Annotated in this window: 23 protein-coding genes and 1 pseudogene; 10 read left to right on the forward strand and 14 right to left on the reverse strand. The window is 57.6% G+C overall.

Going from position 1 to position 23,605, the window contains the following annotated elements; all coding sequences use genetic code 11:
* Window positions 1–29: 29 nt before the first annotated feature.
* The 3 genes from ACI3K0_RS28190 to ACI3K0_RS28200 are packed head-to-tail and all read right to left on the reverse strand — an operon-like array spanning window position 30 to window position 2,590.
* A complete protein-coding gene (locus ACI3K0_RS28190) occupies window positions 30–803 on the reverse strand; it encodes an ABC transporter ATP-binding protein (protein ID WP_404946774.1) in 774 nt (257 codons plus the stop codon).
* Window positions 803–1,645, reverse strand: a complete 843-nt coding sequence (locus tag ACI3K0_RS28195; RefSeq protein ID WP_404946775.1) for an ABC transporter permease — start codon at window positions 1,643–1,645, stop codon at window positions 803–805. Before ACI3K0_RS28195 ends, ACI3K0_RS28190 begins: the two co-directional genes overlap by 1 nt.
* Before the next feature lie 12 nt (window positions 1,646–1,657).
* Window positions 1,658–2,590 (reverse strand): aliphatic sulfonate ABC transporter substrate-binding protein, encoded by a 933-nt coding sequence (locus tag ACI3K0_RS28200; protein ID WP_404946782.1) that lies wholly within the window; start codon window positions 2,588–2,590, stop codon window positions 1,658–1,660.
* A gap of 235 nt (window positions 2,591–2,825) precedes the next feature.
* Here ACI3K0_RS28200 and ACI3K0_RS28205 point away from each other — a divergent pair, with 235 nt between their 5' ends.
* Window positions 2,826–4,256, forward strand: coding sequence for an FAD/NAD(P)-binding protein (locus ACI3K0_RS28205; protein ID WP_404946776.1), 1,431 nt, complete (start codon window positions 2,826–2,828; stop codon window positions 4,254–4,256).
* Here ACI3K0_RS28205 and ACI3K0_RS28210 read toward each other — a convergent pair.
* The 5 genes and pseudogenes from ACI3K0_RS28210 to ACI3K0_RS28230 form a co-directional block, all read right to left on the reverse strand.
* Complete coding sequence (locus tag ACI3K0_RS28210) at window positions 4,237–5,556, reverse strand: LLM class flavin-dependent oxidoreductase (RefSeq protein WP_404946777.1); 1,320 nt, start codon at window positions 5,554–5,556, stop codon at window positions 4,237–4,239. The two genes, ACI3K0_RS28205 and ACI3K0_RS28210, sit on opposite strands and share 20 nt — an antisense overlap.
* A gap of 300 nt (window positions 5,557–5,856) precedes the next feature.
* Window positions 5,857–6,450, reverse strand: a pseudogene (locus ACI3K0_RS28215) (alpha/beta hydrolase).
* A gap of 70 nt (window positions 6,451–6,520) precedes the next feature.
* The gene (locus ACI3K0_RS28220) at window positions 6,521–7,174 is read right to left on the reverse strand and encodes a methionine ABC transporter permease (RefSeq protein WP_174011696.1); all 654 of its coding nucleotides are present in this window, start codon (window positions 7,172–7,174) and stop codon (window positions 6,521–6,523) included.
* Entirely contained in the window at window positions 7,167–8,240 is a 1,074-nt protein-coding gene (locus ACI3K0_RS28225) for a methionine ABC transporter ATP-binding protein (protein WP_404946778.1), read from the reverse strand. Before ACI3K0_RS28225 ends, ACI3K0_RS28220 begins: the two co-directional genes overlap by 8 nt.
* 69 nt (window positions 8,241–8,309) lie before the next feature.
* Entirely contained in the window at window positions 8,310–9,140 is an 831-nt protein-coding gene (locus ACI3K0_RS28230) for a MetQ/NlpA family lipoprotein (RefSeq protein ID WP_174011702.1), read from the reverse strand.
* A gap of 372 nt (window positions 9,141–9,512) precedes the next feature.
* Between ACI3K0_RS28230 and ACI3K0_RS28235 the strand changes: the two genes are divergently transcribed.
* The 8 genes from ACI3K0_RS28235 (at window position 9,513) to ACI3K0_RS28270 (ending at window position 16,823) form a co-directional block, all read left to right on the forward strand.
* On the forward strand, window positions 9,513–10,043 hold the full coding sequence (locus ACI3K0_RS28235) for a flavin reductase family protein (protein WP_174011704.1): 531 nt from the start codon (window positions 9,513–9,515) through the stop codon (window positions 10,041–10,043).
* A gap of 100 nt (window positions 10,044–10,143) precedes the next feature.
* Entirely contained in the window at window positions 10,144–10,611 is a 468-nt protein-coding gene (locus ACI3K0_RS28240; RefSeq protein WP_174011707.1) for an Lrp/AsnC family transcriptional regulator, read from the forward strand.
* A 553-nt stretch (window positions 10,612–11,164) separates the two neighbouring features.
* Window positions 11,165–12,787, forward strand: coding sequence for an FAD-dependent oxidoreductase (locus ACI3K0_RS28245; RefSeq protein WP_174011710.1), 1,623 nt, complete (start codon window positions 11,165–11,167; stop codon window positions 12,785–12,787).
* Window positions 12,784–13,107: a ferredoxin family protein gene (locus ACI3K0_RS28250; RefSeq protein WP_174011713.1), complete on the forward strand. Its 324-nt coding sequence runs from the start codon at window positions 12,784–12,786 to the stop codon at window positions 13,105–13,107. Before ACI3K0_RS28245 ends, ACI3K0_RS28250 begins: the two co-directional genes overlap by 4 nt.
* Before the next feature lie 63 nt (window positions 13,108–13,170).
* Complete coding sequence (locus ACI3K0_RS28255; RefSeq protein ID WP_404946779.1) at window positions 13,171–14,238, forward strand: ABC transporter substrate-binding protein; 1,068 nt, start codon at window positions 13,171–13,173, stop codon at window positions 14,236–14,238.
* 119 nt (window positions 14,239–14,357) lie between these two features.
* Window positions 14,358–15,224 carry an ABC transporter permease gene (locus tag ACI3K0_RS28260; RefSeq protein WP_174011720.1) on the forward strand — a complete coding sequence of 289 codons (867 nt, stop codon included), beginning with the start codon at window positions 14,358–14,360 and terminating at the stop codon, window positions 15,222–15,224.
* A gap of 10 nt (window positions 15,225–15,234) precedes the next feature.
* Window positions 15,235–16,032 (forward strand): ABC transporter permease, encoded by a 798-nt coding sequence (locus tag ACI3K0_RS28265; protein ID WP_174011723.1) that lies wholly within the window; start codon window positions 15,235–15,237, stop codon window positions 16,030–16,032.
* Complete coding sequence (locus ACI3K0_RS28270; protein WP_174011726.1) at window positions 16,017–16,823, forward strand: ABC transporter ATP-binding protein; 807 nt, start codon at window positions 16,017–16,019, stop codon at window positions 16,821–16,823. The genes ACI3K0_RS28265 and ACI3K0_RS28270 overlap by 16 nt, the downstream gene beginning before the upstream one ends.
* A 43-nt stretch (window positions 16,824–16,866) precedes the next feature.
* On the opposite strand, the gene ACI3K0_RS28275 is transcribed toward ACI3K0_RS28270, so the two are convergent.
* The 6 genes from ACI3K0_RS28275 to ACI3K0_RS28300 form a co-directional block, all read right to left on the reverse strand.
* Window positions 16,867–17,280, reverse strand: a complete 414-nt coding sequence (locus tag ACI3K0_RS28275) for a carboxymuconolactone decarboxylase family protein (RefSeq protein ID WP_286195175.1) — start codon at window positions 17,278–17,280, stop codon at window positions 16,867–16,869.
* A 104-nt stretch (window positions 17,281–17,384) separates the two neighbouring features.
* Window positions 17,385–18,305, reverse strand: coding sequence for a branched-chain amino acid ABC transporter permease (locus ACI3K0_RS28280; protein WP_174011732.1), 921 nt, complete (start codon window positions 18,303–18,305; stop codon window positions 17,385–17,387).
* Entirely contained in the window at window positions 18,302–19,162 is an 861-nt protein-coding gene (locus tag ACI3K0_RS28285) for a branched-chain amino acid ABC transporter permease (RefSeq protein WP_174011735.1), read from the reverse strand. Before ACI3K0_RS28285 ends, ACI3K0_RS28280 begins: the two co-directional genes overlap by 4 nt.
* Window positions 19,162–19,893 carry an ABC transporter ATP-binding protein gene (locus tag ACI3K0_RS28290; protein ID WP_206829331.1) on the reverse strand — a complete coding sequence of 244 codons (732 nt, stop codon included), beginning with the start codon at window positions 19,891–19,893 and terminating at the stop codon, window positions 19,162–19,164. Before ACI3K0_RS28290 ends, ACI3K0_RS28285 begins: the two co-directional genes overlap by 1 nt.
* Complete coding sequence (locus ACI3K0_RS28295; protein WP_174011626.1) at window positions 19,890–20,645, reverse strand: ABC transporter ATP-binding protein; 756 nt, start codon at window positions 20,643–20,645, stop codon at window positions 19,890–19,892. The genes ACI3K0_RS28290 and ACI3K0_RS28295 overlap by 4 nt, the downstream gene beginning before the upstream one ends.
* 1 nt (window position 20,646) lies before the next feature.
* Window positions 20,647–21,870: an ABC transporter substrate-binding protein gene (locus ACI3K0_RS28300; protein ID WP_174011623.1), complete on the reverse strand. Its 1,224-nt coding sequence runs from the start codon at window positions 21,868–21,870 to the stop codon at window positions 20,647–20,649.
* A 218-nt stretch (window positions 21,871–22,088) separates the two neighbouring features.
* On the opposite strand from ACI3K0_RS28300, the gene ACI3K0_RS28305 reads away from it, so the two are divergent.
* Window positions 22,089–23,489, forward strand: a complete 1,401-nt coding sequence (locus tag ACI3K0_RS28305) for an LLM class flavin-dependent oxidoreductase (RefSeq protein WP_404946780.1) — start codon at window positions 22,089–22,091, stop codon at window positions 23,487–23,489.
* Window positions 23,490–23,605: the final 116 nt, after the last annotated feature.

Here is a 23,605-nt window from a genome sequence, read left to right on the forward strand (position 1 = left end):
AATTCCAGGCTCCCGGCAGAAGATAAGGCTCACCGAGAAACTGCGAGACCTTCGCGCGCCGTCTCGTGCCGTCCTGCCAGCGACCGATCGAGCGATGCCCGTACTTTGCGTCGATAGTGCTCGACATCGCCGTCCTCGCCATCGCGCGGGAGCGGTAGATCGATGGCAATCTCTTCCAAGATCCGTCCGGACCAGGGCTGCATCACCACGACGCGGTGGGCAAGCGCCACGGCCTCATCGATATCATGCGTGACGATGATGATCGTCGGCCGGCTTTCGCGCCAGATCTCCAGAAGATGATTCTGCAGTGCAGCGCGGGTCAGCGCGTCGAGCGCCGAGAAAGGCTCGTCGAGAAGCAGTACTTCCGGCCTTGTCACCAATGCTCTCGCAATCGCCACGCGCTGCGCCTGCCCGCCGGACAATTCCTTCGGCAACCGGTTCTCGTATCCGGTCAGGTGAACCTGTTCCTGCACCGCATTCGTGCGCCGGTCGCGTTCTGCGGCCGAAAGATGCGTGAGGCCGAAGCGGATATTGTCGCCGACCGTCAACCAGGGCAGAAGGCGCGGTTCCTGGAAGATCAGGTTGATCAACGGATGCGGCGCCTGCACCACCTCGCCATTGATCGTCACCTCGCCGCGTGTCGGCCCCTCCAGTCCGCTTGCAAGCCTGAGCAACGTGCTCTTGCCGCAGCCCGAACCACCGATGACGGCAACAATTTCGCCGGCCGGCACGTCGAGTGTGAAACCGCCAAGCGCCTGTACCCCATTGCCGAACGTCTTCGACAATCCATTCAGCGATAACATCAGATGCCTTCCCGCTTGAAATTATCCTGCCAGGCAATCAGCGGCCTGGTCGCCACGACCAGCAGCCCATCGGAAAGCTTGCCGATGATAGCGAAGACGATGATCGCCGCGACGATCTGGTCGGGCTTGCCCAACTGCTGGCCGTCGACCAGGAGATAGCCCAGCCCCTCGGATGCGCCCATGAACTCGGCGGCAACGACGAACATCCAGCCAAGACCGAGGCCGGAGCGCAGCGAGACGATGAAGGCCGGCAGAACGGCCGGAAACATGATCCGACGCACCAGTTCGAAACCAGACAGCCGGAATATCCGGCCCACTTCGACGATCTTGCGGTCAACCGACAAAAGCGCCGTCGACACGCCGAGATAGACCGGGAAGAACACGCCGGTTGCGATCAGCACGATCTTCGATGTCTCGAAAATCCCGAACCAAAGAATGAAAAGGGGAACCCAGGCAATCGACGGAATGGCCCGCAGTGCCTGGAGCGTAGGATCAACCACCTGCCGGGCAAAGCCGAAAAAACCCGTGACGCTGCCAAGCACCGCGCCCGCAAGCGAGCCCGCAAGGAAACCCAGAAGAACCCGCAGGGAGGTCGACGAGACGTGCTGGTAAAGTTCGCCTGCCTGCGCAAGCTGCCAAAGCGTAGAAAGAATCCGTGACGGCGGCGGCACGAGCCGGCCAGACGCAAGGCCTAATGACACGGCCACCTGCCAGAGAAGGAAGCCACCGAGCGGTAGCGCCAATGCCAGGCCGAGCCGCTTCAAAAGGCCGAACCGGGCGGGCACGGCATTGCCGCGGGTTTCCCGCGGCAGCCGGTCTGTCAGAATGTCGGTCGTGGTCACGGCCTGCCCCTCTTACTGGACAAGAGCTTCGCCGAAGCTCGGATCGATCAGTTCACCCGTCACCTTGGCGATATCCGCATCGGCAGGCAGAACGCCGGCCTGCTGCAGGGCAAGCCCGGCCTTGAGGATCGTGTCGCGCTGCTCGTCGCCGATGCGGGATTTGCTGATATCGGTCCGCTCCAGCTGCTTGGTGATGACCGCATCGGGCAGCTTGGCGGCTTCGATGAGGGCGACCTTCAAAGCCGCCGGATCGGCCAACGCCTGCTTACGGGCCTGCTCATAGACGCGGAGCACCCGCTTGACGACGTCCGGGTGGTCCTTGGCGAAGGTTTCGGTCGTGTTCAGCACGCCCCAGGTATTGTTCTCGGGCTTGCGATAGAAGAGCTGCGCGCCGTCCTCCACTTCGGCCGCCGCCATCAGCGGATCGAGCCCTGCCCAGGCATCGACGTCGCCGCGGGTGAGCGCCAGTCGGCCATCGGCATGCTGCAGCAGGACGAATTTCACATCGCCATCCTTCAACCCGGCATCGGCCAGCGCGCGAACGAGGAAGACATGCGGATCGGTCCCGCGGGTAACCGCGACCGACTTGCCCTTGAGATCCGCGACGCTCTTGATCGGGGAATCCTTGCCGGTCACCAGCGCCGTCCATTCGGGGCGGGAATAGACATAGATAGACTTGACCGGATTGCCGTTGACACGCGCGATCAGCGCCGCAGCTCCCGCGGTGGAGCCGAAATCGATCGAGCCTGCATTGAGAAATTCGAGCGCCTTGTTGGAACCGGCGGACTGCACCCAGCGGATCTTGATCCCGTCCTTGTCGAATTCCTTCTCGAGCAGCCCTTCTTTCTTGAGCAACAGGCCCACCGGATTATAGGTTGCCCAGTCGATACGGATTTCGGAAAGATCGGCAGCCGAAGCCTGCGTCGCCGCAAGGCCGAATCCCATCCCGATAACGGCGGCAACAGCCGCAAGCTTTGCAACAATCGATCGCATGCTAAATTCCTCTCCAGCAACGATTTGGCCCCACCAACCACTTGGCGATTGTCAAAAGCCTAAGCGCCGTTCATGTAAAGGATAAGCAAAGCCTTTCCATTGTCGCATTACTCTATGGAATTTATGGCTTTGATGAAGCTCTTCTGCCGACCCAAAGTTCCGTCAGCACAATTGAAGCGTGGAGCCAATGACCCTTTCGCCATTCTTCCGATCGTCTACCAGCTCCGCGAAACCCGACATCGCCATCATTGGCGGAGGCGTTACCGGTGCGGCAGTGGCCTATCACCTTGCCCACCAAGAAAAGGCGCCCAAGACAGATATCGTGATATTCGAACCCCGCGAGAGGATCGGCAAGGGACTGGCCTATGATACGGCCGATCCCGTCCACCGGATCAACGTCCCGGCAGCACGGATGAGCCTCCTGCCCGATGATCCAGATCACTTCACCCGATGGCTTGAGGCAGCCGACATCCTGTGTGATGACGCCGAAGCGATCCGCCCAGATGGCTCAGTCTTTCCGCGACGCGGCGTTTTCGGCGACTACGTTTTTTCCTGCGTGCGTCCGCTGCTTGAAACCGGTGGAATCAGGCATGTGCGCTCGGCCGCGAGTACCGTAGAGAAAATCGACGGACGCTGGCATATCGTCAGCGATAACGGTGAGTCTGTCGATGCCGACATACTCGTGATCGCGACCACACATCCGGCACCTGCACCACCCCGCCGGCTTGCGAGCGCCCTTGCGGGACATCCCCGTTTCGTTGCTAACCCGACCGCAGCCGAAGCATTGGCTCCGATACGACAAGGCGATCGCGTTCTTGTCGTCGGCAACGGACTGACGTCCGCCGATGTGATTGCCTCGCTGAAGCAACGCGGCCATACGGGCAGGATCTCCGCCGTATCGCGACGCGGGCTGCGTTCGCGTGGCCACGCATCCATCACGCAAGAACCCTACGGCGACTTCTTGTCATCGCCGGAAACGCGCGCTTCGAGACTTGTCATGCGCATCCGAAAGGCCATCCGCGACGCCGCGAAAGAAGGGCTGACCTGGCATGCGGTGCTGGATCAGGTGCGAGCTCAGGGTAGCGGTCTGTGGTCGGCACTTTCCACGGCAGAACGGCGCCGGATCGTTCGCCATTTGCGTCCCTACTGGGACGTGCATCGTTTCCGCATCGCGCCCCAGGTGGAAGAAGTGCTCGATCATGAAATTGCGACCGGCATGCTCGAAATCCGGGCCGGATCGATTGAAGGGGCGGAAATCGTCGATGACGTGATCCGGATCGTTATCAGGCCTCGCGGTGGCGATGGCATGGAGCAACATGAGTTCGATGCTGTGGTGGTGACGACCGGCCCCGCCCATAGTCGGCTTCTTTCGAGCCAGGACTGGCTTTGGCGCCTTTCCGAAGCAGGACATATCAAGATCGACGCAACCGGCCTCGGCCTCGACTGCGACCGCGACGCCCTCGCTATCGGGAAAGCGGGTGCGGCCAACCAAAGCCTGTTCATTGCAGGCCCGCTAGCACGCGGACAATTCGGCGAGCTGATGGGCTTCCCGCAGGTTCCTGAACACGCCAGGTTTGTCGCAACATGCATTGAAGCAGTCATTCAAAGTTCCGGTTAACAGGGCGTGGCAAGCCGAGGTGGTCCCGAAGCGTCGTTCCATCATAGTCTTGTCGAAACAGCCCGCGCGCCTGTAGCTCCGGAATGAGTTGCTCTGTGACATCGTCCAGCCCTTGGGGAAGATAGGGGAAGACCACTGTAAAGCCATCCGACGCCCCCTGCGCCAGCCAGGCCTCCATCTCGTCCGCGATGGTTTTCGGCGTTCCAACGAAGGCGAGGCCGGCATATCCTCCATAGCGTTGCGCAAGCTGGCGAACCGTCAAATTTTCCTCGGTGGCCAGCCGCAATGCCTGCGCCCGCCCGGTCTTGCTGGCGTTGGTATCCGGAATATCCGGCAGGGGACCGTCAGGATCGAGGGTCGATACATCATGCCCGAGGGCTATCGAGAGTGATGCAATCGCGCTGTCGTAGTGAACGAAGCTATCGAGCCTGGATCGCTTTGCCCTGGCCTCCTCGACCGTGTCGCCGATGACGATGAGGGCGGCGGGAAGGATCTTCATATGCTCGGGCGCGCGACCGAATTCCCGCATTCGCCCCTTGATGTCGGCGTAAAGTGCTTTGGCAGCGGCGAGATCGCGCGGCGAACAGAAGACGAGTTCGGCGGTTTCGGCAGCAAGCTGACGACCGGGCTCGGATTGTCCCGCCTGCACGATGACCGGCCAGCCCTGAACGGGCCGGGCGATGTTGAGCGGGCCGCGCACCCTGAGCTCGTCACCCTTGTGGTCGAGAACATGCATTTTCGCCGGATCGAAGAAGATCCCGCTTTCCTGATCGCGGATAAAGGCGTCGTCCGCGAAGCTGTCCCAAAGGCCTGTGACGACCTCGTAGAATTCCTTCGCCCTCTTGTATCGCTCACCGTGTTCGACGTGCTCATCCAAGCCGAAATTACGCGCCGAATCCGGATTAGAGGTGGTGACTATATTCCAGGCCGCGCGGCCGTTGCTGATATGGTCCAGCGATGCGAAGCGCCGGGCGACATGATAGGGCTCGTCGAACGTGGTTGACGCCGTGGCCGCAAGACCGATTTTTTCCGTGACTGCGGCAAGCGCCGAAAGAAGTGTAAACGGCTCAAACGAGGTGACCGTATGGCTGCGCTTCAGCGCCTCCATCGGCATATTGAGGACCGCCAGATGATCGGCCATGAAGAAAGCATCGAATTTCGCCGCCTCCAGCTTCTGTATGAACGACCGGATATGACCGAAATTAAAGTTGGCATCAGGATAGGAGCCAGGATAGCGCCACGCTCCCGTATGAAGGCTGACGGGACGCATGAACGCGGTTAGATGCATTGATTTTGCCATTTGTTGCGCCTCTTGGGGACGATAGGGGATGATGGAAGTCCAGAACATAAGGGCGGCAGAAGTTCATCATGCTTGGATTCTACAGCTGGGGAACTTTCGCAGCGAGCGCGCAACCGATTTGCGAATGGCATATCTGGAGCCGGGCCGAATCTGAGATAGTCATTCTCTGTCTGCATGTGCAGATATCTCGATGTCGATTTAAGCCTAACCGATGGTGCTCCTTCCCGAGTTGTTCGGATGGATCCTCAACGGGACGCTCTAGACGAAATAGCGGATCGGGCGTTGAAACATACCGTTCCGTCAACACGAGCGAAGGTCGCTCATCGGTTTAAACTGGTCCTTTGTACTGACCGGCTGCGCCCTGGCAACGCTCGCTAATTGATCCAAGAGACGATAACCGCCCGCCCACCGACCATAACCACTTGCGATATTGATATGACCTGCGAGGCCCAGATTGTGGACGGGTAGGCTTCATGACTGCCCGAGTTGTGCGAGTTCATCGATTGGCATGTAGAGGTCGTTGAGGCTGCCGACAATCAGGCTTGGACATCTCGGCGCCCCGACCGGAGCTTGCCCAAAATCCATCATCCCTGGATGGAGGTCTTCGGTCAGCTTCGGGTCGCAAGGCGCGACAAGCAAAGCTGCCTTTATTCTTCTTGCGGCGGGGAGCGCCGCGAGTTTGGCGACGACCAAGCAGCCGAGACTGTGGGCGACAATGTAAGCTTCACCCGCTGCCTCGAGTTCAGTTTCGACCTTGGCCACCCAGCAATCGACAAATGGAGTTTTCCAATCGGCGTGCTGCACCGTTAGACAATCAGGCCGCTCTTTTTGCCAGTGCCATTGCCAATGCCCTTCATCAGAGCCGTTCAGTCCGGGTATGATGAGAGTTTGCATGAACACGTCTTTCGGGGAGTTTGCGCTCTGGCCTGCACCGCAAGGTGCCTCGGAGCGTCAACTGTTGGACTCACCTCCGGTCAAGCGCCGCAACAACTCGGTCGCCAACCCACTGGATGCCGCATACGAGAATGATCAGCACGATAACGACCCAGACCATGACCATCGTTTCGAACCGCTGATAGCCATAGCGGATGGCGAGATCACCGAGGCCGCCCGCTCCGATGGCCCCTGCCATGGCAGATGCTCCAATCAACGTCACAAGTGTCACCGTGAAGCCGGCTATAATGCCAGGCAGCGCTTCGGGGATCAGGACGTCCCGGATAATCGCCCAACGATTGCCACCCATGGCGCGGACAGCCTCGATCAACCCCTTGTCGACCTCTCGAAGTGATACTTCCGCGATGCGCGCATAGTAGGGTATCGCTGCGATGGACAGCGGAACAATTGCAGCCGTCGTTCCGAGCGACGTCCCAACAATCAGCCTCGTCAGAGGTATGAGTGCAACCAGCAGAATGATGAAGGGGATTGATCGGAATGCGTTGATCACCGCGCCCAGAACGCCATTCAGCACAAGGTTCTCCGCGATACCGCCACGCGCAGTTGCGACCAGCGCCAAACCAAGCGGCAATCCGATCACTAGAGAAATAAGGCCGGATGCAAAAGTCATTATCAGCGTTTCCACGATGGCGCTGATGAACAGATCGATCAGAACATCAGACATAACCAACCATCTCCACGCGTGCGCCCGCAGCAATAAGTTTGCGTTTAAGATCGTCTATTAACTCGACCTCTGTTCTAGGAACCCCGAGGAAAAAACGCGCCACAGGTGTCGCCCGTACATGCTCGATTCCTCCTTCGATCAGTCGGGCGCCGCGCGAAAATCCGACCGCGAGATCAGCGAAGAATTGGTGCTGCGCGTAATCGCCGGCCACATCGATTGCGAGAACGGCCTCACTGCCCAATTCTGCGTGGATCGCGCTCGCGATATACTCCGGTAACTGGGCTCGACTACCGGCAAGCAGACTTTTGGTGATAGACTGTTGCGGATCCGAAAATACCGCGGCAACCGCACCTTCTTCAACAATGCGACCCGCATCTATCACAGCAACACGGTCGGCAATCGAACGCACCACATCCATCTCATGCGTGATAAGCACGATGGTCAAGCCCAGCTTGAGATTGATGTCCTTAAGAAGCGAAAGAATTGATCGCGTTGTTTCGGGATCCAGCGCTGAGGTTGCTTCATCGGACAGCAAAAGCGCGGGTCTGGCGGCAAGCGCCCGTGCAATGCCGACGCGTTGCTTCTGTCCACCCGAGAGCTGTTTAGGGTATGCCTGGGCCTTGTCGCTCAGCCCCACCAGTTCCAGCATTTCATGCGCTCTCGCTAACCGTTCGCGCCGACCCAACCCCTCGATCTTGAGCGGCAGCGCGACATTCGCTTCGACCGTTTTGGCCGACAAGAGATTGAAGTGCTGGAAAACCATCCCGATCCGACGTCTAAGAGGCGGGAGCTCGCCTTCACTAAGGCCGTCAATTCGCCTACCCTCAACCACAACCTCCCCACTGTCGATCCGCTCAAGGCCATTCAGGCACCGGATAAGGGTAGACTTCCCAGCACCACTTCGCCCAATAATGCCAAGTATCTCTCCCTCACTCACAGACAGCGAAACGCCGTCAAGAGCAGGCGTTTCAGAAAACCGCCGGCGAATATCACCCAGCCTGACAATCTCTCTGGTTCTCACCCCAGTATCGGGATGACGATTAGGCGAAAAAGCTTGATTCTGCATTCATTGCTCCAAACGCGAGGCGGGACGAGTCGAACTCATCCCGCCTGCATGTCAGGGTTACGATCTGGCTTAATAGGCGCTCAGACCGGTGCCTTTATAGACCTTGTCGAACACGGCCTTAACCGTGTCGTTCTGGTAGGATGCGACCAGCGTCTTCACCCAGTCCTCGTTTTCCTGGCCCTGCTTCACGGCAATGAAGTTGCGGTACGGATTGTCCTTGATCGGTTCCTGGGCAATACGGTTATCCTGTCCCAAGCCCGCCTTCAGTGCCCAGTCGGTGTTCACCACGGCAGCGTCGAGGTCGTCGATTGAACGCCCCACGATACCTGCATCGAGTTCCTTGATTTTCAGACCACGGCTGTTTTCCGAAATATCTGCAATCGTTGCCAGGATCCCCGTTCCATCCTTGAGCTTGAGGAGCCCTTCATTTTGAAGTACGCGCAGTGCTCGACCTTCATTCGACGGATCGTTCGGAATGCCGATCTGAGCACCTTCCTTCAAATCTGCCAGCGCTTTATGCTTTTTTGAATAAAGGCCGATTGGCCACACGCCAGTGTATCCGACCGCCACGATCTTATATCCGTGCTGCTTTATCTGGTTGTCGAGATACGGCTTGTGCTGAAACGCGTTGGCATCGACTTCGCCGCGCTCAAGCGCTTCATTGGGCTGATTGTAGTCATTGAAGACGACCGTTTTTATCTTCAAGCCTTTCTTGTCAGCTTCCGCGGCAACAGCGCGCCATACATCTTCGTCCTCCCCGCTCATAATACCAACCTTGATCGATTTTTCCTGTGCCTGAACGGAGGCAGTCCCTGAAAGAGTGGCAACTGTGATCGCAATTGCGGCAACGAGACCAGCACGGCGACGGAACAAATGGGTGTTTCCTTTGAGTTTGGTCATTTTGTTTTCCTAGACGGATGTTGACCGGCAAAAGATCGCAGATGGCAGGTCGATCTACGAAGCAGAGGAAACTCATTTTTCAGCCATAAGGCGAAAATCGCCGCGACCCCAGACACAGAAGCGAGCAAAGTTATCTACTCATCCAATCAACTGACGAGGGGCTAGCTCGGAAAGGAGAGGCTGTACCTCTATCTGATCAGCACTAGGATTTACTTCGGTTCAGCGTCTAATCTAATTGACCGGATGCCATATCCAGATTTCCACTTTCTTGAGAAAGAAATTCTATCTTTCGATACAAATCTGCGGTGTGATCCTTTGTGCGGCGCTCTTCTGGGACCTAGTTTCGATATAAACGCAGGCGCTAGAGCAAAAATGAATCAAGCCACTCGTGTACAGAATCCTCACGTTCACTCTGAATTCAGGGCCACGCCAGACAGCCTGAAATCCGTGATGAGACAGGTTGCCGGGACAGTTTCCGTTATTACTGCAGGCGTAGGCGACGCAAGAACGGGCGCTACGGTGACGTCGGCGACCGCGCTCTCCGTCGATCCGCCAACCATGATCGTCAACATAAACCGATCATCATCGACTTGGCCCGTGCTTGCGTCGCACAATCATTTTTGCATCAATGTCCTTGGTGTCGAAGATCAGGCCGTAGCCCACAGATTTTCTGGAGCAGATGGCTTGAAAGGCGTGCAACGATACGAGGGCGCGCAATGGACAACACTTTCAAGTGGAGCAAGCGCACTGATCGGGGCGCTCGCTTCCATAGACTGTGAAGTCGAAGAGGTTTTCGAGCGGCATAGCCATGCCATAATCATTGGTCGCGTACTTGCGATCCAGCTCCGCGGCGGTGCACCTCTCCTTTATTCTCAAGGTAGATATCAGTCTCTGAAACCGTGATAAACCGAACTATTTCGCTGCATGCGAAAGGTGCACCGAGCCAGTAGCATCAAGGGGACGCTTCGAAGGTCTTCGAAGAGAGGGAGGCACGAGATTGGCAATGGATACGCTGGATCGTAAAATACTGAGCGTATTGCAGCGTGACGCTTCCCTAACTGTGACTGATGTTGCGAAGATTGTCGGCATTTCGTCAACGCCCTGTTGGCGGCGGATCCAGAAAATGCGCGATGAGGGCGTCATAACAGGTAGCGTAGCATTGTTAGATGGGCGCAAGATCAACGCAGGTATCACAGCTTTCGTATCAGTTGTGACGGCAAGTCATTCCGGCGAATGGTTGAAGCGGTTTTCGGAGGTCGTAAATGACTTACCGGAGATCACGGAACTGTACCGGTTAAGCGGCAATGTCGACTATTTGCTCAAGGTGATTGTGCCGGACATCGCAGCCTATGACAAATTTCACAAGCGCCTGACGGAGAGGATCGACATTCAGTCCTCGTCACCCAGGTTTGCCGTTGAGCAAATCAAGAGCACGACAGAGCTCCCACTCGAATATCTCCGCATCAAGTAGCTTGCCTTCTAGAGACCGTGCCTACGTTCCCGTGGCATTAGGTCCTTGAGGGAGCAGCACAGCTTATGCCGCATCTGGTGGCGTCGTTCGCTCGGCTTCATAAAAGAGGGGCGGCTAAATGCTAGCCGCCCAAGTTAGGAGGCTGCACACCTCTGGAGAGGAACTGACAACGAAAGAAAACCACTATCGCTGCTATACCAAGGCTACGCGGAGCACGTAAGCAAATGAAGAAAAGTTCATGCGTAATATGTCGCGGTTGAGAAAGGGATTTGCGGAAGTTCAACAGCTTCTTGTTTATCAGCTATCACTGCGACTTGGACGGTACGCTATCGAGATTGAGCACGGCACGAAGATGGGCCGCCGCAGCCTTATCCGCCTGCGGCTACCCGTCGTAGTCGCAGGGTCTCTTCTCAAGGAGGGATGATCTCAGGAATTATTTTTTCGCTCTGGCGGTCAAATACCAGGAGTGCGTTTCTTTAGTCTACAATTTTACTAGATAACATGATCTCCATCAATTCGGGGCGCTCCCTGCCTCGTTGTGGAGAGGAATATCATGGTAATTCCATCGACAGCTTCCAGCATTGCATCTCCTTCCGCCTCCCTCGAACTCGACGCCGACGTGCTCGTCATCGGCGGTGGCCCCGCCGGCACGTGGGCGGCGATATCGGCCTCCGCCAAGGGAGCAAAGGTCGTACTCGTCGACAAGGGCTTCTGCGGCTCGTCCGGCGCAACGGCACCTTCGGGCACCGGCGTGTGGTATGTGCCACCAGACCCTGCCAAGCGCGCGGCAGCCATGAACAGCCGCTGGGATCTGGGTGGAAGACTTGCCGACCCGGCATGGATGCGCCGTACGCTCGATCAGACCTATGCGAATGTCAATCAGCTGGCCGAGTGGGGCCATCCATTCCGCAATGACGAGAACGGCCAGTCCATCCGCCGAAGCCTCGACGGTCCGGACTATATGCGCCTGATGCGCAAGCGCACGAAGTCGGCGGGCGTCAAGATTCTCGATCACAGCCCGGCCATGGAACTGCTGCGTGATGAAAGCGGCGCAGTTGCCGGTGCGGCAGGTATCCGTCGCCAGAAGGGCGACACATGGCTCGTTCGCGCAGGCGCTGTCGTCATCGCGACCGGCGGCTGCGCATTCCTCAGCAAGGCGCTCGGCTGTAACGTGCTCACCGGTGACGGCCTCCTTCTGGCAGCGGAACTCGGCGCGGAAATGTCCGGCATGGAGTTTTCGACGGCTTATGCCATGGCCCTTGAAGGCGGTTCGGTGACCAAGACGCGATTCTATGATTGGGCCTCGTTCACCTTCGAGGACGGATCGCCGATACCGGGTGCGGCCTCCAAGGGGGGCCGATCGGCAATCGCCCGGGTTCTTCAGACACAGCGCGTATTTGCGCAGCTGGACAAGGCGGATGCCCAGACAGAGCAGGCAATGCGCTACGCCCAGCCCAACTTTTTCCTGCCGCTCGACCGGATGGGTATCGATCCCTTCAGACAGCGGTTCCCGGTGACATTGCTGCTGGAAGGCACGGTGCGTGGAACCGGTGGTTTAAGGCTTGTTGACAGCGGATGTGCGACAACGGTGCCCGGCCTCTATGCGGCCGGAGACGCAGCAACGCGGGAACTCGTCTGTGGCGCCTTCACCGGCGGCGGAAGCCACAATGCGGCATGGGCCATGTCATCCGGCTTCTGGGCGGGCAATGCCGCCGGCGACTATGGCCAGCGACACCGTGGTGTGACCCGCCGCTTTGTCCGTGCCGGAAGAGTGGGCGTTGCCGATGGACCGGCGCATGCCATCGATGCCGAGCAACTGATCGAGGCCGTGAAGGCAGAGGTTCATCCCTATGACCGAAACTATCTGCGCAGTGCCGCAGGACTGAACGATTCGCTCGGTCGTCTCGATGGCCTCTGGTCCGGCATCCGAACCGCCGGGGCTGCCTCGCTCCAAGACGTTCAGCGGACCCGCGAAGGGGTGGCAATGCTCGCCACATCGCGCTGGATGTATCGCAGTGCTCTCTCACGCACCGAAACACGTGGCATGCACAAACGCGAGGACTTCCCGGCGAGGGACGACAACCAGTTGCACTACACCACGAGCGGTGGCCTGGAAGAAGTCTGGATCGGCAAGCAGCGCGCGGCATCGCCGGAACTCGAGGTTCTGGCAGCATGATCGAGGTCATCAGCAACGACCGTTGCACGGGTTGCAACATCTGCGTCAACGTCTGTCCCACCAACGTATTCGACCTCAAGCCCGGCGGCATCCCCGTCATCGCGCGCCAGGACGATTGCCAGACCTGCTTCATGTGCGAGGTCTACTGTCCGGACGACGCACTTTATGTGGCCCCGCAGGCCACTCAGCTGACGGGCATCACGGCCGCAGAACTTGAGGCGCGCAATATCTTCGGCAGCTACCGCAAAGCCATCGGCTGGGTAAAAGGCGGCAGACCCCGCCCCAGCCATGAGGTCATGAAAAGCCTCGACCATCATTGATGAGCAAACCGGCGGCCGGTTGCGGCCAGCCTTTCCTAAACACGCATCGACAGGATCTTACCCATGCCATCAACACGCCGTACGTTTCTGGGGCTGGCTGCGACAACGCTTGCTCTTCCCACCACATTCTCGATTGTCCGCGCTCAAACCAAGCCACAGGTTATCAGGCTCGCCGGGCCGGGAAATGCCGCCGGCCGACCCTATGGCAACGGCTCGATCGGCATCCTGCGCGGCCTTGAGCTTCTCGAGAAAGAATTCGAGAAGGATGGTATCAGCGTCGAATGGCAGTTCCCACGCGGAACCGGTCCGGCAATCAACGAGGCCTTCGCCAATCAGCAGTTGGAATTTGCCAGTTATGGCGGATTGCCGAATATCGTCGGCCGAGGCGCTGGCGTGCGCACCATCGTTCTCGCGGCATCCGGCATTTCGCCAACCTATGTTGCGGTACGGCCCGCTGCCGGCATCAAGACGCTTGCCGATCTCAAGGGCAAGAAGGTCGCCTTCCAACGCGGAACCATCTTCGAGCTATCGCTGTCTCTGATCCTGGCAGGCGTCGGCCTCAAGAACGGAGATGTCCAGCTCTTCGATCTTCAGGGCGCGGATCAGACAGCCGCGATCCAATCCGGCGATGTCGACGTGATACTCGGCCAGGGTAATCAGGTGCTGGCCCTGGTGCAAAAGGGTTTGGTCGAGGTGCTCTACAGCACCAAGGGCCCGGCCCCCGGTTCGACATTCGGCTCGTTGACCGTGCTCGAAAGCTTCGCGAAGGAGAACCCGGACATCGTTGAGCGCGTGCTGCGTAGCTACGTAGAGGCGTCGCATTTCGCGAGCCTCGATGAAAACCGCGAAAAGCTCTATGACATTTGGGCGCTAACCGGCTCCCCCCGCGAGAGCTACGTGACGGACTATGCAGATGACGATCTGCGCGACCGAAATAGCCCCCTGATCGATGACTTCTACCGCACGAATATCAAGGCAGGTCTGGACTTCACCCTGGAGCAGAAGCTGGTGCGCCGTCCATTCGATGTTGACGAGTGGATCAAGAATGACCTGCTCACCAAGACACTAGCAGAACTGGGTTACTCCGAATTCTGGGCACCGCGAGCTGCCGACGGCAAGACGCCGGCCTGAAGGCCGGATCGAAGACCAATCCCGCAAGGTGGAAAACGCAGCGGCCAGCACCTCACGACGTAGTCGGACCGGGAGTGAGAAGCGAGCCGCTGTGCGCCGGACAGATGAAGGTGCCAAACATGGCTGATGTGACATTCAAATCCTATGCGATCACGGATCCCTCGCCGGAAAAGACCTCGGAGCGTGGACCGCGGGTCTTTGCTCCGTCCGGTCTTCGTCTCACAGGCTGGGTGGCAAAGCTCTTGCTCGGGCTTGCAGTGCCCCTGACCCTGCTCGCATTGTGGTCCTATGCCACCCGTCAGGAATGGTTGGCAGAACAGATCCTTCCCGATCCTCTCCTTGTCTACGATACGACGCTTGACCTTCTCGTGACCGGCCAACTGACGAGCGAACTGGCCGTCAGCCTCGGTCGTGTTCTTGCGGGGCTTGCAATCGGTGGCGGGCTCGGCCTGTTTTTCGGAGTGGCTTTCGGTCTCGTTCGGCCTATGGACATCTATGTTGCACCGACGATCCGCGCAATCTGCCTTGTTCCTTCACTTGGATGGCTACCCTTTTTCATGCTGGTCTTCGGCATTGGCGAGACGCTGAAGATCATTCTCATCGCCAAGACCTGCTTTCTGCCGCTTATGGTCGGCGCCTATGAAGGGATACGCTCCCGCCCCCACAAATATGACGATGTGGCGGATGTGCTCGAGCTGTCGAGGTTTGCCCGGATACGCTTCGTTGTCTGGCCCTCCATCCTTCCCGCGATCCTCACGGGGCTCAGGCAAGCGATGAGCCGAGGCTGGAAAGTGCTGATCCTGGTGGAGATGATCTCCTCGGCGGCGGGTCTCGGCTATCTGATGATGTGGGGGCGCAAGGCCTTTCAGCTGGACGTTGTCTTTGCCACTATCGTCGTGATCGGCCTGGTCGGCTGGGCTCTCGATTTCGCGCTTACCAAATTTCAGCACCGGATTACCGCCTGGTCCTTCCAATCGGCTGCGTGAGGAAAGCCCCATGACAACGTCGCCGAATGTAATTTCCCGGTCAGGCCTTCTCTGGCGGTCGCTCGTCCTGCCGGCCGGGCTGATCGTTCTTTGGTCGCTGCTCGATGCCGCCGGTATGCTGAACAGCGATATCCTCGTCTCGCCCGCTCAGTTGGTTGCCAGCGCCTACCAGGGGTTTGCCGACGGTTCGCTCCCCGGTGCGGCCCTTGCGACCCTGCTTCGCGCCTTCACTGGCTGGGTTATCGGGGCCTCCCTTGGGCTGGCAGTGGGACTTCTGATCGGATTGTCCGGCATAGCGCGGGGCCTTTTCGACCCATCGATCGCCAGTCTTCGTCAGATCGCGCTTTTTGCCTGGATTCCGCTTCTCAGCGCATGGTTCGGCAATGGCGAGGTTATGAAGATCATTCTTATCTCGCTTGGCGCATTCTTCCCGATGGCGCTCGGCACCCAGGCGGGCTGCCAGAATGTACCGGCATCCTACCGTGAGGTAGGCCGCGTTCTCGAACTGAGTCGCCTCGCCACGCTGACAAAAATCATTCTGCCCGCTGCAGTACCGGCCCTACTGACCGGCGTGGAACTGTCCCTGAACATCGCATGGCTCGGTACATTTGGCGCGGAATACCTGATCGGCACCGGTTACATCAACGGCATGGGTGACGGCCTGGGCGCGTATCTCGCGGCGGCCAGAGAATATGCACGCATGGACCAGGTCCTGCTTGGCGTTCTGTTGCTGGCCATCATCGGGCTCGGTCTAGATCGCCTGATTATCGGATTTTCAAGGAGGCTCATACCATGGCGGACGGCCTGACCATTTCAGCTGCCAAGACAATCTATACGGGATCTGTAACCATTGCGGACGTCTCAAAAACCTTCCAGGTGGAAGATCGCACGGTTCACGCCCTCGACAAGGTTTCCCTTGCAATCGAGCCCGGCGAGTTCATCAGCATTGTCGGGCCGAGCGGTTGCGGAAAATCCACACTGCTGCGCTTCCTCGCCGGCCTCGACAGGCCTGATAATGGCAGCGTGAGCGTGGACGGCGAAACGATCGAACGCCCGAGCCTCAAACGCGGCATCGTCTTTCAGGATCACCGGCTTCTCCCATGGCTCAATGTTGAGAGGAATATTGCTCTCGGCCTCCACTCGGTCGCGGGATCGGAACCAGCCAAGAATGAAAGGGTTCGCTACCTGATCGATCTCGTCGGCCTCAACGGCTTCGAGAAGGCGTTGCCGCATGAGCTTTCCGGCGGCATGTCCCAGCGCGCGGCGATTGCCCGCGGACTAGCGCCTCGTCCACCACTGCTCTTGCTCGACGAGCCGCTCGGTGCGCTGGACTCGCTCACACGCAGCCAACTTCAGGACGAACTCCTGGCTATATGGGAGCGCGAGAAGAGCACGGTGGTAATGGTGACGCATGACGTCGAGGAAGCTATATATCTGTCGGATCGGGTCATCGTGATGGAACCTCGGCCGGGGCGGATCGCACGGATTTTCGACATCCGGGGTCCACGCCCGCGCCATCGCGATGACGCAGGCTTTGTCGCCATTCGACGCGAAATCACCGACCTGCTGGCGCAGCGAAAAGCCCGCTCTGGCCAGTGAACGGCGGTCGCGCCTAGCCTCATATCAGGCCTTTTACACGGGGTTAGGTGTCGACTTGCAGTACGTCATTGAACCGATTGAACGCCCCACAAAGTGCGATCCGCCACGTGAGCTCAACGAGCTGCGCATCGCTGAAATGCACTTTTAGATCCGCAATGACCTGATCACGAATACGATGCCAATCGCTCGACACGGCGATTGCATATTCCACCACCTTGCGATCCAAATCCGTCAGGCCGCCGAATGTCCTCAGGTCCTCCAGTGTTTCGACACCATCGATGTTCAATCCGGCAACCGCGAGCTTGGGGGCATGCTGGTCGACGCAAAATTCGCATTTGTTGACCAATGAGACGGCGATGATCCCAAGCTCCAGATAGCGCTTATCCAGAACGGCTTCGTCAGAAAGTTGGGTGAGAAGCCTCCACATATGCTCAAAGACGGGCAAGCGGTTCGCCATGACGCCTGCCTGTCCTTCGAACGGCCCGTATGACCTCATCTTGTCCCATAGCGGCTTGAGATCTTCGGGAAGGGCGTCGCGTTGAAGAGCGGGTACTCTGGGCATCAATTTGCTCCTGATTTGAGGGCGGCAGCCGCGACCACCGTCGGTTTCTCACGGCCAAAACCCTGCGGCTTGAAAACAAGGATCGCGACGAGTGCGACCCCGACAAAAATCAATCTCAGGGAGGCAAGGGTTGCACCATCAAGCCCCGGCACGAAATCGACCAGAAAACGGCTGCCTTCCAAAAGCGAGATCAAAACGATTGCCGCTGCGAGTACGCCTATATTGCTCCCTCGTCCTCCCACCACTACAGCCATGAGCGCATAGGCCGTTATGATTGCTGAAAATTGTGTAGGGTCGACGTAGGAGTAGTAGAAGCTGTGAAGCGAACCGGCCAAGCCCAGGATGACGCCACCGAGCGCAAAGGTTCTGACCCGGATCGATAGCACCGAATGCCCCAGTGACGACACGATATCTGGATCATCGCGTGTCGCTCTCATCAGTCTACCGAAAGGCGACTTCGCCAGAAGGGTCAAGACAAGATAAACTGCACCCAGCGCCATGCCTGAGAACGCTAGGAACGTGATGTCGGCCCAAGCCTGTGGAACGATGGATGCGAATGGCCGTGAAATACCGGATATACCGAGCGTCCCCATCGTCAGCCAATCCTCGTAGCTGATGAGTAGCCTTACACATTCTGCAAAGCCAAGCGTTACGATAGCAAGATAGTCCTCACTCAGCCGGATCGAGATGAGGCTCACGAGAGCGGAAATCACAGCAGTGCCAATCATGGCAATCGCCATCGAAACAACAGGCGGCGCTCCCGAGACGGTCAGCAGCGCTGCGATATACGCGCCGAGCATGTAGAACCCGAACAAGCCGAAATTGACCAGCCCGCCCATGCCCCATTGAAGATTGAGGGCCAGTCCAGCCATAGTGGCCATGACAACGACGCAGAGTGTTGCGATCAGATAAGCAGTCATCGCTGCACCCACTTCGTTCCGAAAATGCCCCAGGGGCGGACAATCAGCAGAAGTGTCATTATTCCAAAAGCGACGATCAAGCGGTAGTGCGCAGCCATGAAGAGTGTCGCAAACTCCTCAGCCAATCCCAACACGACCGCGCCGGCGACTGCTGCCATCGGGCTGGCAATGCCTCCAAGGATTGCAGCGGTGAAAACTTGCAGGAGATAATTCCAACCCATTTGCGGTTCGATGTTCGTATCGATCCCGATCAACACACCGGCCAATGCGGCAAGCGCTCCAGAAATCGCCCAGACGGACGCAACGACCTTTCCGCGTTCGATGCCACGTGATGCCGCCAGGGATGGGTTGTCTGCTACCGCTCTCATGGCTCGACCCAGTTTGGAAAATCGAAACACAAGCCAGACAGCCAGCAGGGATGCGAGCACCGTCGCTACTATGATTAATTGCTCTTGGTTGACCCGGAGCCCCCAAAACCGAAACGGACGCGCCACCGCAAGGTCGAAACTCCGTGGCGAATTTCCCGCGAAAAGCCTGACGATGTTCTCGAGCGCGATTCCAATTCCCATCGATGCGACAAGAAGGATAAGGCCCGAGCGGTCACGCAGATGGCGATACGAAACATAGTCGATGCCTATTGCTATCAATCCTGTCGCGATCGCGCCACTAGAGGCGGCAAGCCAAAGCGGCAGTTGCAACACTATATTGGCGTACCACGTGACGAAAGCTCCGACCGTCACATAGGATCCGATCGCGTAGTTCGGGAACCGAAGAACGCTGAACGTGAGCGAAAGCGCAAGCGCAGGAAGCGCCAGGATGAGACCCGTCGTGAGGCCGTTGATTATCATTTGGCCCATCAGTGACCTCCAAGATAAAGGCGTCTGATATCAGGATCGGCGAGCACCACATCTGACGCCCCCTGCAGCCGCACCTGCCCGTTGACGAGTACAAGGCCGTGGTCGGATGCGCCAAGTCCAAGCCGAGTGTTCTGCTCGATCAGGAACAAGGTAACTCCGGACCTCGAGACGCGACCGATGATCTCGAACAGCAGCTCTGCGTTTCGTGGAGAAAGTCCCGCGGATGGCTCATCGAGTGCCAATATGCGAGGATTGGGAACGAGCGCTGACGCCATCGCCACCATCTGTCGCTGGCCGCCACTCAGAACACCTGCGCGTTCATGAAGCTTGCTTCCGATTTCAGGGAAAAGCTCAAGCAGATCGCGCAGCCGTGAGGCAAAGGGAGTGGCCCTGGATGCTCGCACGAAGTCATAGGCAACACGAAGATTGTCGATAACGGACATGTTCGGAAAGACGTTTGCCTCCTGCGGTACATAACCCAATCCAGCCTCGGCCCGCTCAGCCGTAGACCAGCTGGTGATGTCCGTACCGTCGAGATAGATTCTTCCCGCCGTTGGCCTAACAAGGCCTAGCACTGTCTTCATCAGTGTGGATTTACCAGAGCCATTCGGCCCGACAACGGTCAGTATTTTTCCAGCTTCTGCGTTGAAGCTGACGCCACGAAGTACGGGTTGCGCGCCATATCCGGCCACCAGATTTTCTGCGATCAGACTTTTGGAGGCCACTGTCATGCGCTATACCCGAGATATGCATTTGCGACCTCATCGTTACTGACGACCTCGTCGAAGCTGCCTTGGGCAATCACCTTGCCCTCTGCTAGCGCATAGACGCGATCGCACAGAGTACGGATCATCGCCATGTTATGTTCGACCATACCGAACGTAATTCCTTCGCCGCGGAGTAACTGAATAAACTCCGTGATCTCACCAACACGTGTGGGATTAACACCTGCACTTGGCTCATCGAGCAAGATCAGCTTCGGCTCCCTCATCAAGACCCTGCACAGATCGAGCAATTTTTTCTGCCCGCCGGACAATGCGTTAGAGGCCGAATCCGCGTGCCGCCACAGATCCACTCGTTGAAGGAGCGCACGAGCCTTCTCAACATTTCTTTCCTGCTCAAGTCGGAAAGCCGAACGACGGAAAAGTGCAGACGTCACCGTATCGTGCCTGCTACCCGAAGACGCGATCAGTAGGTTCTCCAGAACGGTGAGACCAGCAAGATCGCGTGATAGCTGGAAAGATCGCCCGATACCCAGCCGTGCCCTTGCCACCGGCAGGAGCCTTGTAATGGATTGACCTTCGAAGACAACGTCTCCGCGCCTGGGACGGACCGAACCGGCAAGCACGGAAAACAGCGTTGATTTCCCGGCGCCATTCGGTCCGATCAGACCCGTCACGGTACCCGGTTCGAGATTGACGGAAACGCGATCAAGCGCTTTGAAGCCTCCATAGGAGACTTCAAGATTTCGACCTTCAAGCATTTTAACGAATGACTTCGGTAAGCTTGCTCTCGCCATTCTCGATCAAGAAATGACCATAGGCGAGGTTCGACTGGTCACCATTCGGCTCAAAGCGAAAATCGGAGGCAGCGCCGGAATATCTGAATGGCTTGCCGGATTTTGCTGCTTCAAGTGCCTTCGCAGGGTCGCCAATCGAAGGCGCATCGGCATTAACGAGTTGCGGGAACTGGGATCCGATTGCAGCACCCTCAGTCGACTTCGCCTTTTCAATAGCCAATGCGGTGAGGACAATCTGGTCAAAAACCTGAGCGCCAAAGCTCATCACAGTGCCTTCGTTGCGGCCAATTCGCTTCAGGTAAATGTCATAAGCTTCCGATTTATCGACCGGGACATGCTGCGTGTGATGCACGCCCTCAGCAACTTCTTTTCCGACATTCGCCACGAACTGTCCATTCGAGCCAGCGGCATTGCCGTACGCGTAAATCTTTCCCCCATATCCGTTCCGATACAATTCCTTGGCGACAGCAGACAGCTCGTTGACGTAGGCAGCGACGAATATCGCCTCTGGATCGCCTTCGAGGATCTTGTCTACTTCGACACGGTATGATGGCTGGTTAGGATTGAAAGGAACCTCCTTCAGGACTTTTCCCCCGCCAGCAGTGAGCTCTTGCCTGAAGGGTTCGATCGTCGAGAGGGTAAACGGCGTCTGGAGTACGAGAACCGATGCAGTCTTGATTTTGTCATTCAGCATCGCTTTGCCGAACGCCTTGCCCCAGTCTTTGCCATTTGTCTGGAAACGCCAGACCAGTCCCTTATTGTCTCCTTGGGTGATTTCGTCAGCAGATCCGTTAACGGTAAGGAGAACACCCTTTTCAACCGCGATAGGTTTGATCGCCAAGGCTACCGCACTCGACCATACGCCCGCAATCGACGCCACCTTATCGACGTCAATGAGCTTTCGTGCTGCAGAAACGCCGACAGTCGGCTGAGTTTCGTCATCGGCCACAACCAGTTCAAGTTTGCGGCCAAGGACCCCTCCAGCATCGTTGATAAGATCTACTGCCGCTCGAGCCGCTTCTTCTTCTTCTTTTCCGTAGGGGCCACCCGAGCCGCTAAACGGGGCAAGTAGACCGAGTTTTATCGGTCCATCCTGAGCGAGAGCCGGCAAGCCTGTAGCCGCAAGAGCAGCCGACGACAGCAATGCTCCCAACACGAGGCGTCGGGAGATTTTTCTAACTAATGACATTTGATGCGGCTCCAAGGGAGAAAGGCAGAGTGCAAAAGAGACAGCTTGAAATCTCTTAGTGCGTTGTTTAACAAACTAAATTCAACGCATTTTACTGTCAATTGTCATGCCTGCAGTCGCAAGTAAAAGAGACGCCCGCATCGATTGCCTGCTTATATGTAGAATAAAATACCAATCTCCGCAGCTTCGTAGCGCTGCCGTTCTCCAGGAGCAATCGAATGGAAAAGCAGTTACGCATCAATTCGTTTCAGATGTGCGCCCCTGTCCACAACTGGGCCGGGCTTTGGAGGATGCCGGGCGACATTGCGGTGGATTACAACAAACTCTCGTACTGGACAGATATGGCCAAGACCGCTGAACGCGGATTTCTGGATGCAATTTTCATCGCAGACGTGTTCGGCGTTTACGATGTATATGGTGGTTCGCCAGATGCTGCGCTTCGTGCAGGGACCCAGCTTCCGGCGATGGACCCAACGATCCCGATCTCGGCGATGGCACTCGTCACAGAGCATTTAGGCTTTGGCGTAACCGCGAACCTTAGCTATGAGCACCCCTACCAATTCGCTCGCCGTTTTTCGACCTTGGATCATTTAACAAATGGTCGGATTGGCTGGAATATCGTGACCGGCTACCTGGAAAGTGGAGCCAGAGGGATGGGGCGAGCACTGCAGATTGAGCATGATGCCCGCTACGATGTGGCGGAGGACTTCATGGCGGCTTGCTACAAGCTGTGGGAGCACTCCTGGGAAGAGAATGCGGTCCAACGCGACAGGAACACTGGAGTGTTCACGGACCCGAGGAAAGTGCACAGGATTGTGCACGACGGTCCTCATTTCAAAGTAGATGGCGTACATTTATCAGAGCCATCACCGCAACGAACACCTCTTCTGTTTCAAGCAGGATCGTCGGAGCGCGGCCGCGTATTTGCCGCTCGACATGCTGAATGCGTTTTCATTAACGGTCCGAGCAAAGCCTCGGCCACCAAGACGGTTAGTGCATTGAGACAAGCGACACAGGACGCAGGCCGTCATCCAGACGACATCACCATTTTTCTAGCAGCAAACGTGATTGTCGCGCCAACGGCAGCAGAGGCCTCAGAATTGCACGCAGAATATTCTCGCTACATGGATGCGGTTGGGCAATTGACGCTCGTATCCGGCTGGACTGGGATCGATCTCTCCGGGTTGGAGCCGGACGACGTAGTGCCGTTCGCCAACTCCAACGCAATTCGGTCGACGGCCGAGAACCTGACAGTCAAAGCACCGAGACCCGTACATGTTCGAGATCTGACCACGCTTTCATCAACTGGAGCCCGCGCACCGTTTCTTGTCGGCTCGGCGTCTGATGTGGCGGATGCATTGATCGAGTGGGCTGAAGAAACAGGTGTGGATGGCTTCAATATCCCTCGGCTATCCGTCCCCTCAACTCTTCTCTCTGTCGCAGATCAGCTTGTGCCGGAGCTTCAAAACCGTGGACGTTTCAAGACGAGCTACACCGAGGGAACGTTGCGCGAGAAATTCAACGGCGGTCAAAGCGCCCATTTGCAAGGAAGCCATACGGGATGCCGCTCTCATTCATTGGATCAGATATCCAACTCGAGGAAGGGATTAAGGTCTTGAACATGGGGTAATCGCGGGACGGTTTGCCCAAAGGCATTGCCTCAGCAATATCTGACATGGGTGGTTGCCCCCGGTAAGATGGAAATACGGGCTCACGTTTGGAACCGGGCCCAGCA

Source organism: Rhizobium sp. ZW T2_16 (assembly GCF_044987325.1).
Classification (GTDB): Bacteria; Pseudomonadota; Alphaproteobacteria; order Rhizobiales; family Rhizobiaceae; genus Neorhizobium; species Neorhizobium cellulosilyticum.

Coding starts and splice junctions, on each gene's coding strand:
- ACI3K0_RS28230 (WP_174011702.1), bottom strand. CDS start 9,140: ATGACCAAACTCAAAGGAAACACCCATTTGTTCCGTCGCCGTGCTGGT.
- ACI3K0_RS28210 (WP_404946777.1), bottom strand. CDS start 5,556: ATGGCAAAATCAATGCATCTAACCGCGTTCATGCGTCCCGTCAGCCTT.
- ACI3K0_RS28260 (WP_174011720.1), top strand. CDS start 14,358: ATGGCTGATGTGACATTCAAATCCTATGCGATCACGGATCCCTCGCCG.
- ACI3K0_RS28295 (WP_174011626.1), bottom strand. CDS start 20,645: ATGCTTGAAGGTCGAAATCTTGAAGTCTCCTATGGAGGCTTCAAAGCG.
- ACI3K0_RS28190 (WP_404946774.1), bottom strand. CDS start 803: ATGTTATCGCTGAATGGATTGTCGAAGACGTTCGGCAATGGGGTACAG.
- ACI3K0_RS28200 (WP_404946782.1), bottom strand. CDS start 2,590: ATGGGATTCGGCCTTGCGGCGACGCAGGCTTCGGCTGCCGATCTTTCC.
- ACI3K0_RS28220 (WP_174011696.1), bottom strand. CDS start 7,174: ATGTCTGATGTTCTGATCGATCTGTTCATCAGCGCCATCGTGGAAACG.
- ACI3K0_RS28305 (WP_404946780.1), top strand. CDS start 22,089: ATGGAAAAGCAGTTACGCATCAATTCGTTTCAGATGTGCGCCCCTGTC.
- ACI3K0_RS28255 (WP_404946779.1), top strand. CDS start 13,171: ATGCCATCAACACGCCGTACGTTTCTGGGGCTGGCTGCGACAACGCTT.
- ACI3K0_RS28265 (WP_174011723.1), top strand. CDS start 15,235: ATGACAACGTCGCCGAATGTAATTTCCCGGTCAGGCCTTCTCTGGCGG.
- ACI3K0_RS28300 (WP_174011623.1), bottom strand. CDS start 21,870: ATGTCATTAGTTAGAAAAATCTCCCGACGCCTCGTGTTGGGAGCATTG.
- ACI3K0_RS28225 (WP_404946778.1), bottom strand. CDS start 8,240: ATGCAGAATCAAGCTTTTTCGCCTAATCGTCATCCCGATACTGGGGTG.
- ACI3K0_RS28250 (WP_174011713.1), top strand. CDS start 12,784: ATGATCGAGGTCATCAGCAACGACCGTTGCACGGGTTGCAACATCTGC.
- ACI3K0_RS28245 (WP_174011710.1), top strand. CDS start 11,165: ATGGTAATTCCATCGACAGCTTCCAGCATTGCATCTCCTTCCGCCTCC.
- ACI3K0_RS28205 (WP_404946776.1), top strand. CDS start 2,826: ATGACCCTTTCGCCATTCTTCCGATCGTCTACCAGCTCCGCGAAACCC.
- ACI3K0_RS28240 (WP_174011707.1), top strand. CDS start 10,144: ATGGATACGCTGGATCGTAAAATACTGAGCGTATTGCAGCGTGACGCT.
- ACI3K0_RS28285 (WP_174011735.1), bottom strand. CDS start 19,162: ATGGGCCAAATGATAATCAACGGCCTCACGACGGGTCTCATCCTGGCG.
- ACI3K0_RS28235 (WP_174011704.1), top strand. CDS start 9,513: ATGAATCAAGCCACTCGTGTACAGAATCCTCACGTTCACTCTGAATTC.
- ACI3K0_RS28290 (WP_206829331.1), bottom strand. CDS start 19,893: ATGACAGTGGCCTCCAAAAGTCTGATCGCAGAAAATCTGGTGGCCGGA.
- ACI3K0_RS28275 (WP_286195175.1), bottom strand. CDS start 17,280: ATGGCGAACCGCTTGCCCGTCTTTGAGCATATGTGGAGGCTTCTCACC.
- ACI3K0_RS28280 (WP_174011732.1), bottom strand. CDS start 18,305: ATGACTGCTTATCTGATCGCAACACTCTGCGTCGTTGTCATGGCCACT.
- ACI3K0_RS28270 (WP_174011726.1), top strand. CDS start 16,017: ATGGCGGACGGCCTGACCATTTCAGCTGCCAAGACAATCTATACGGGA.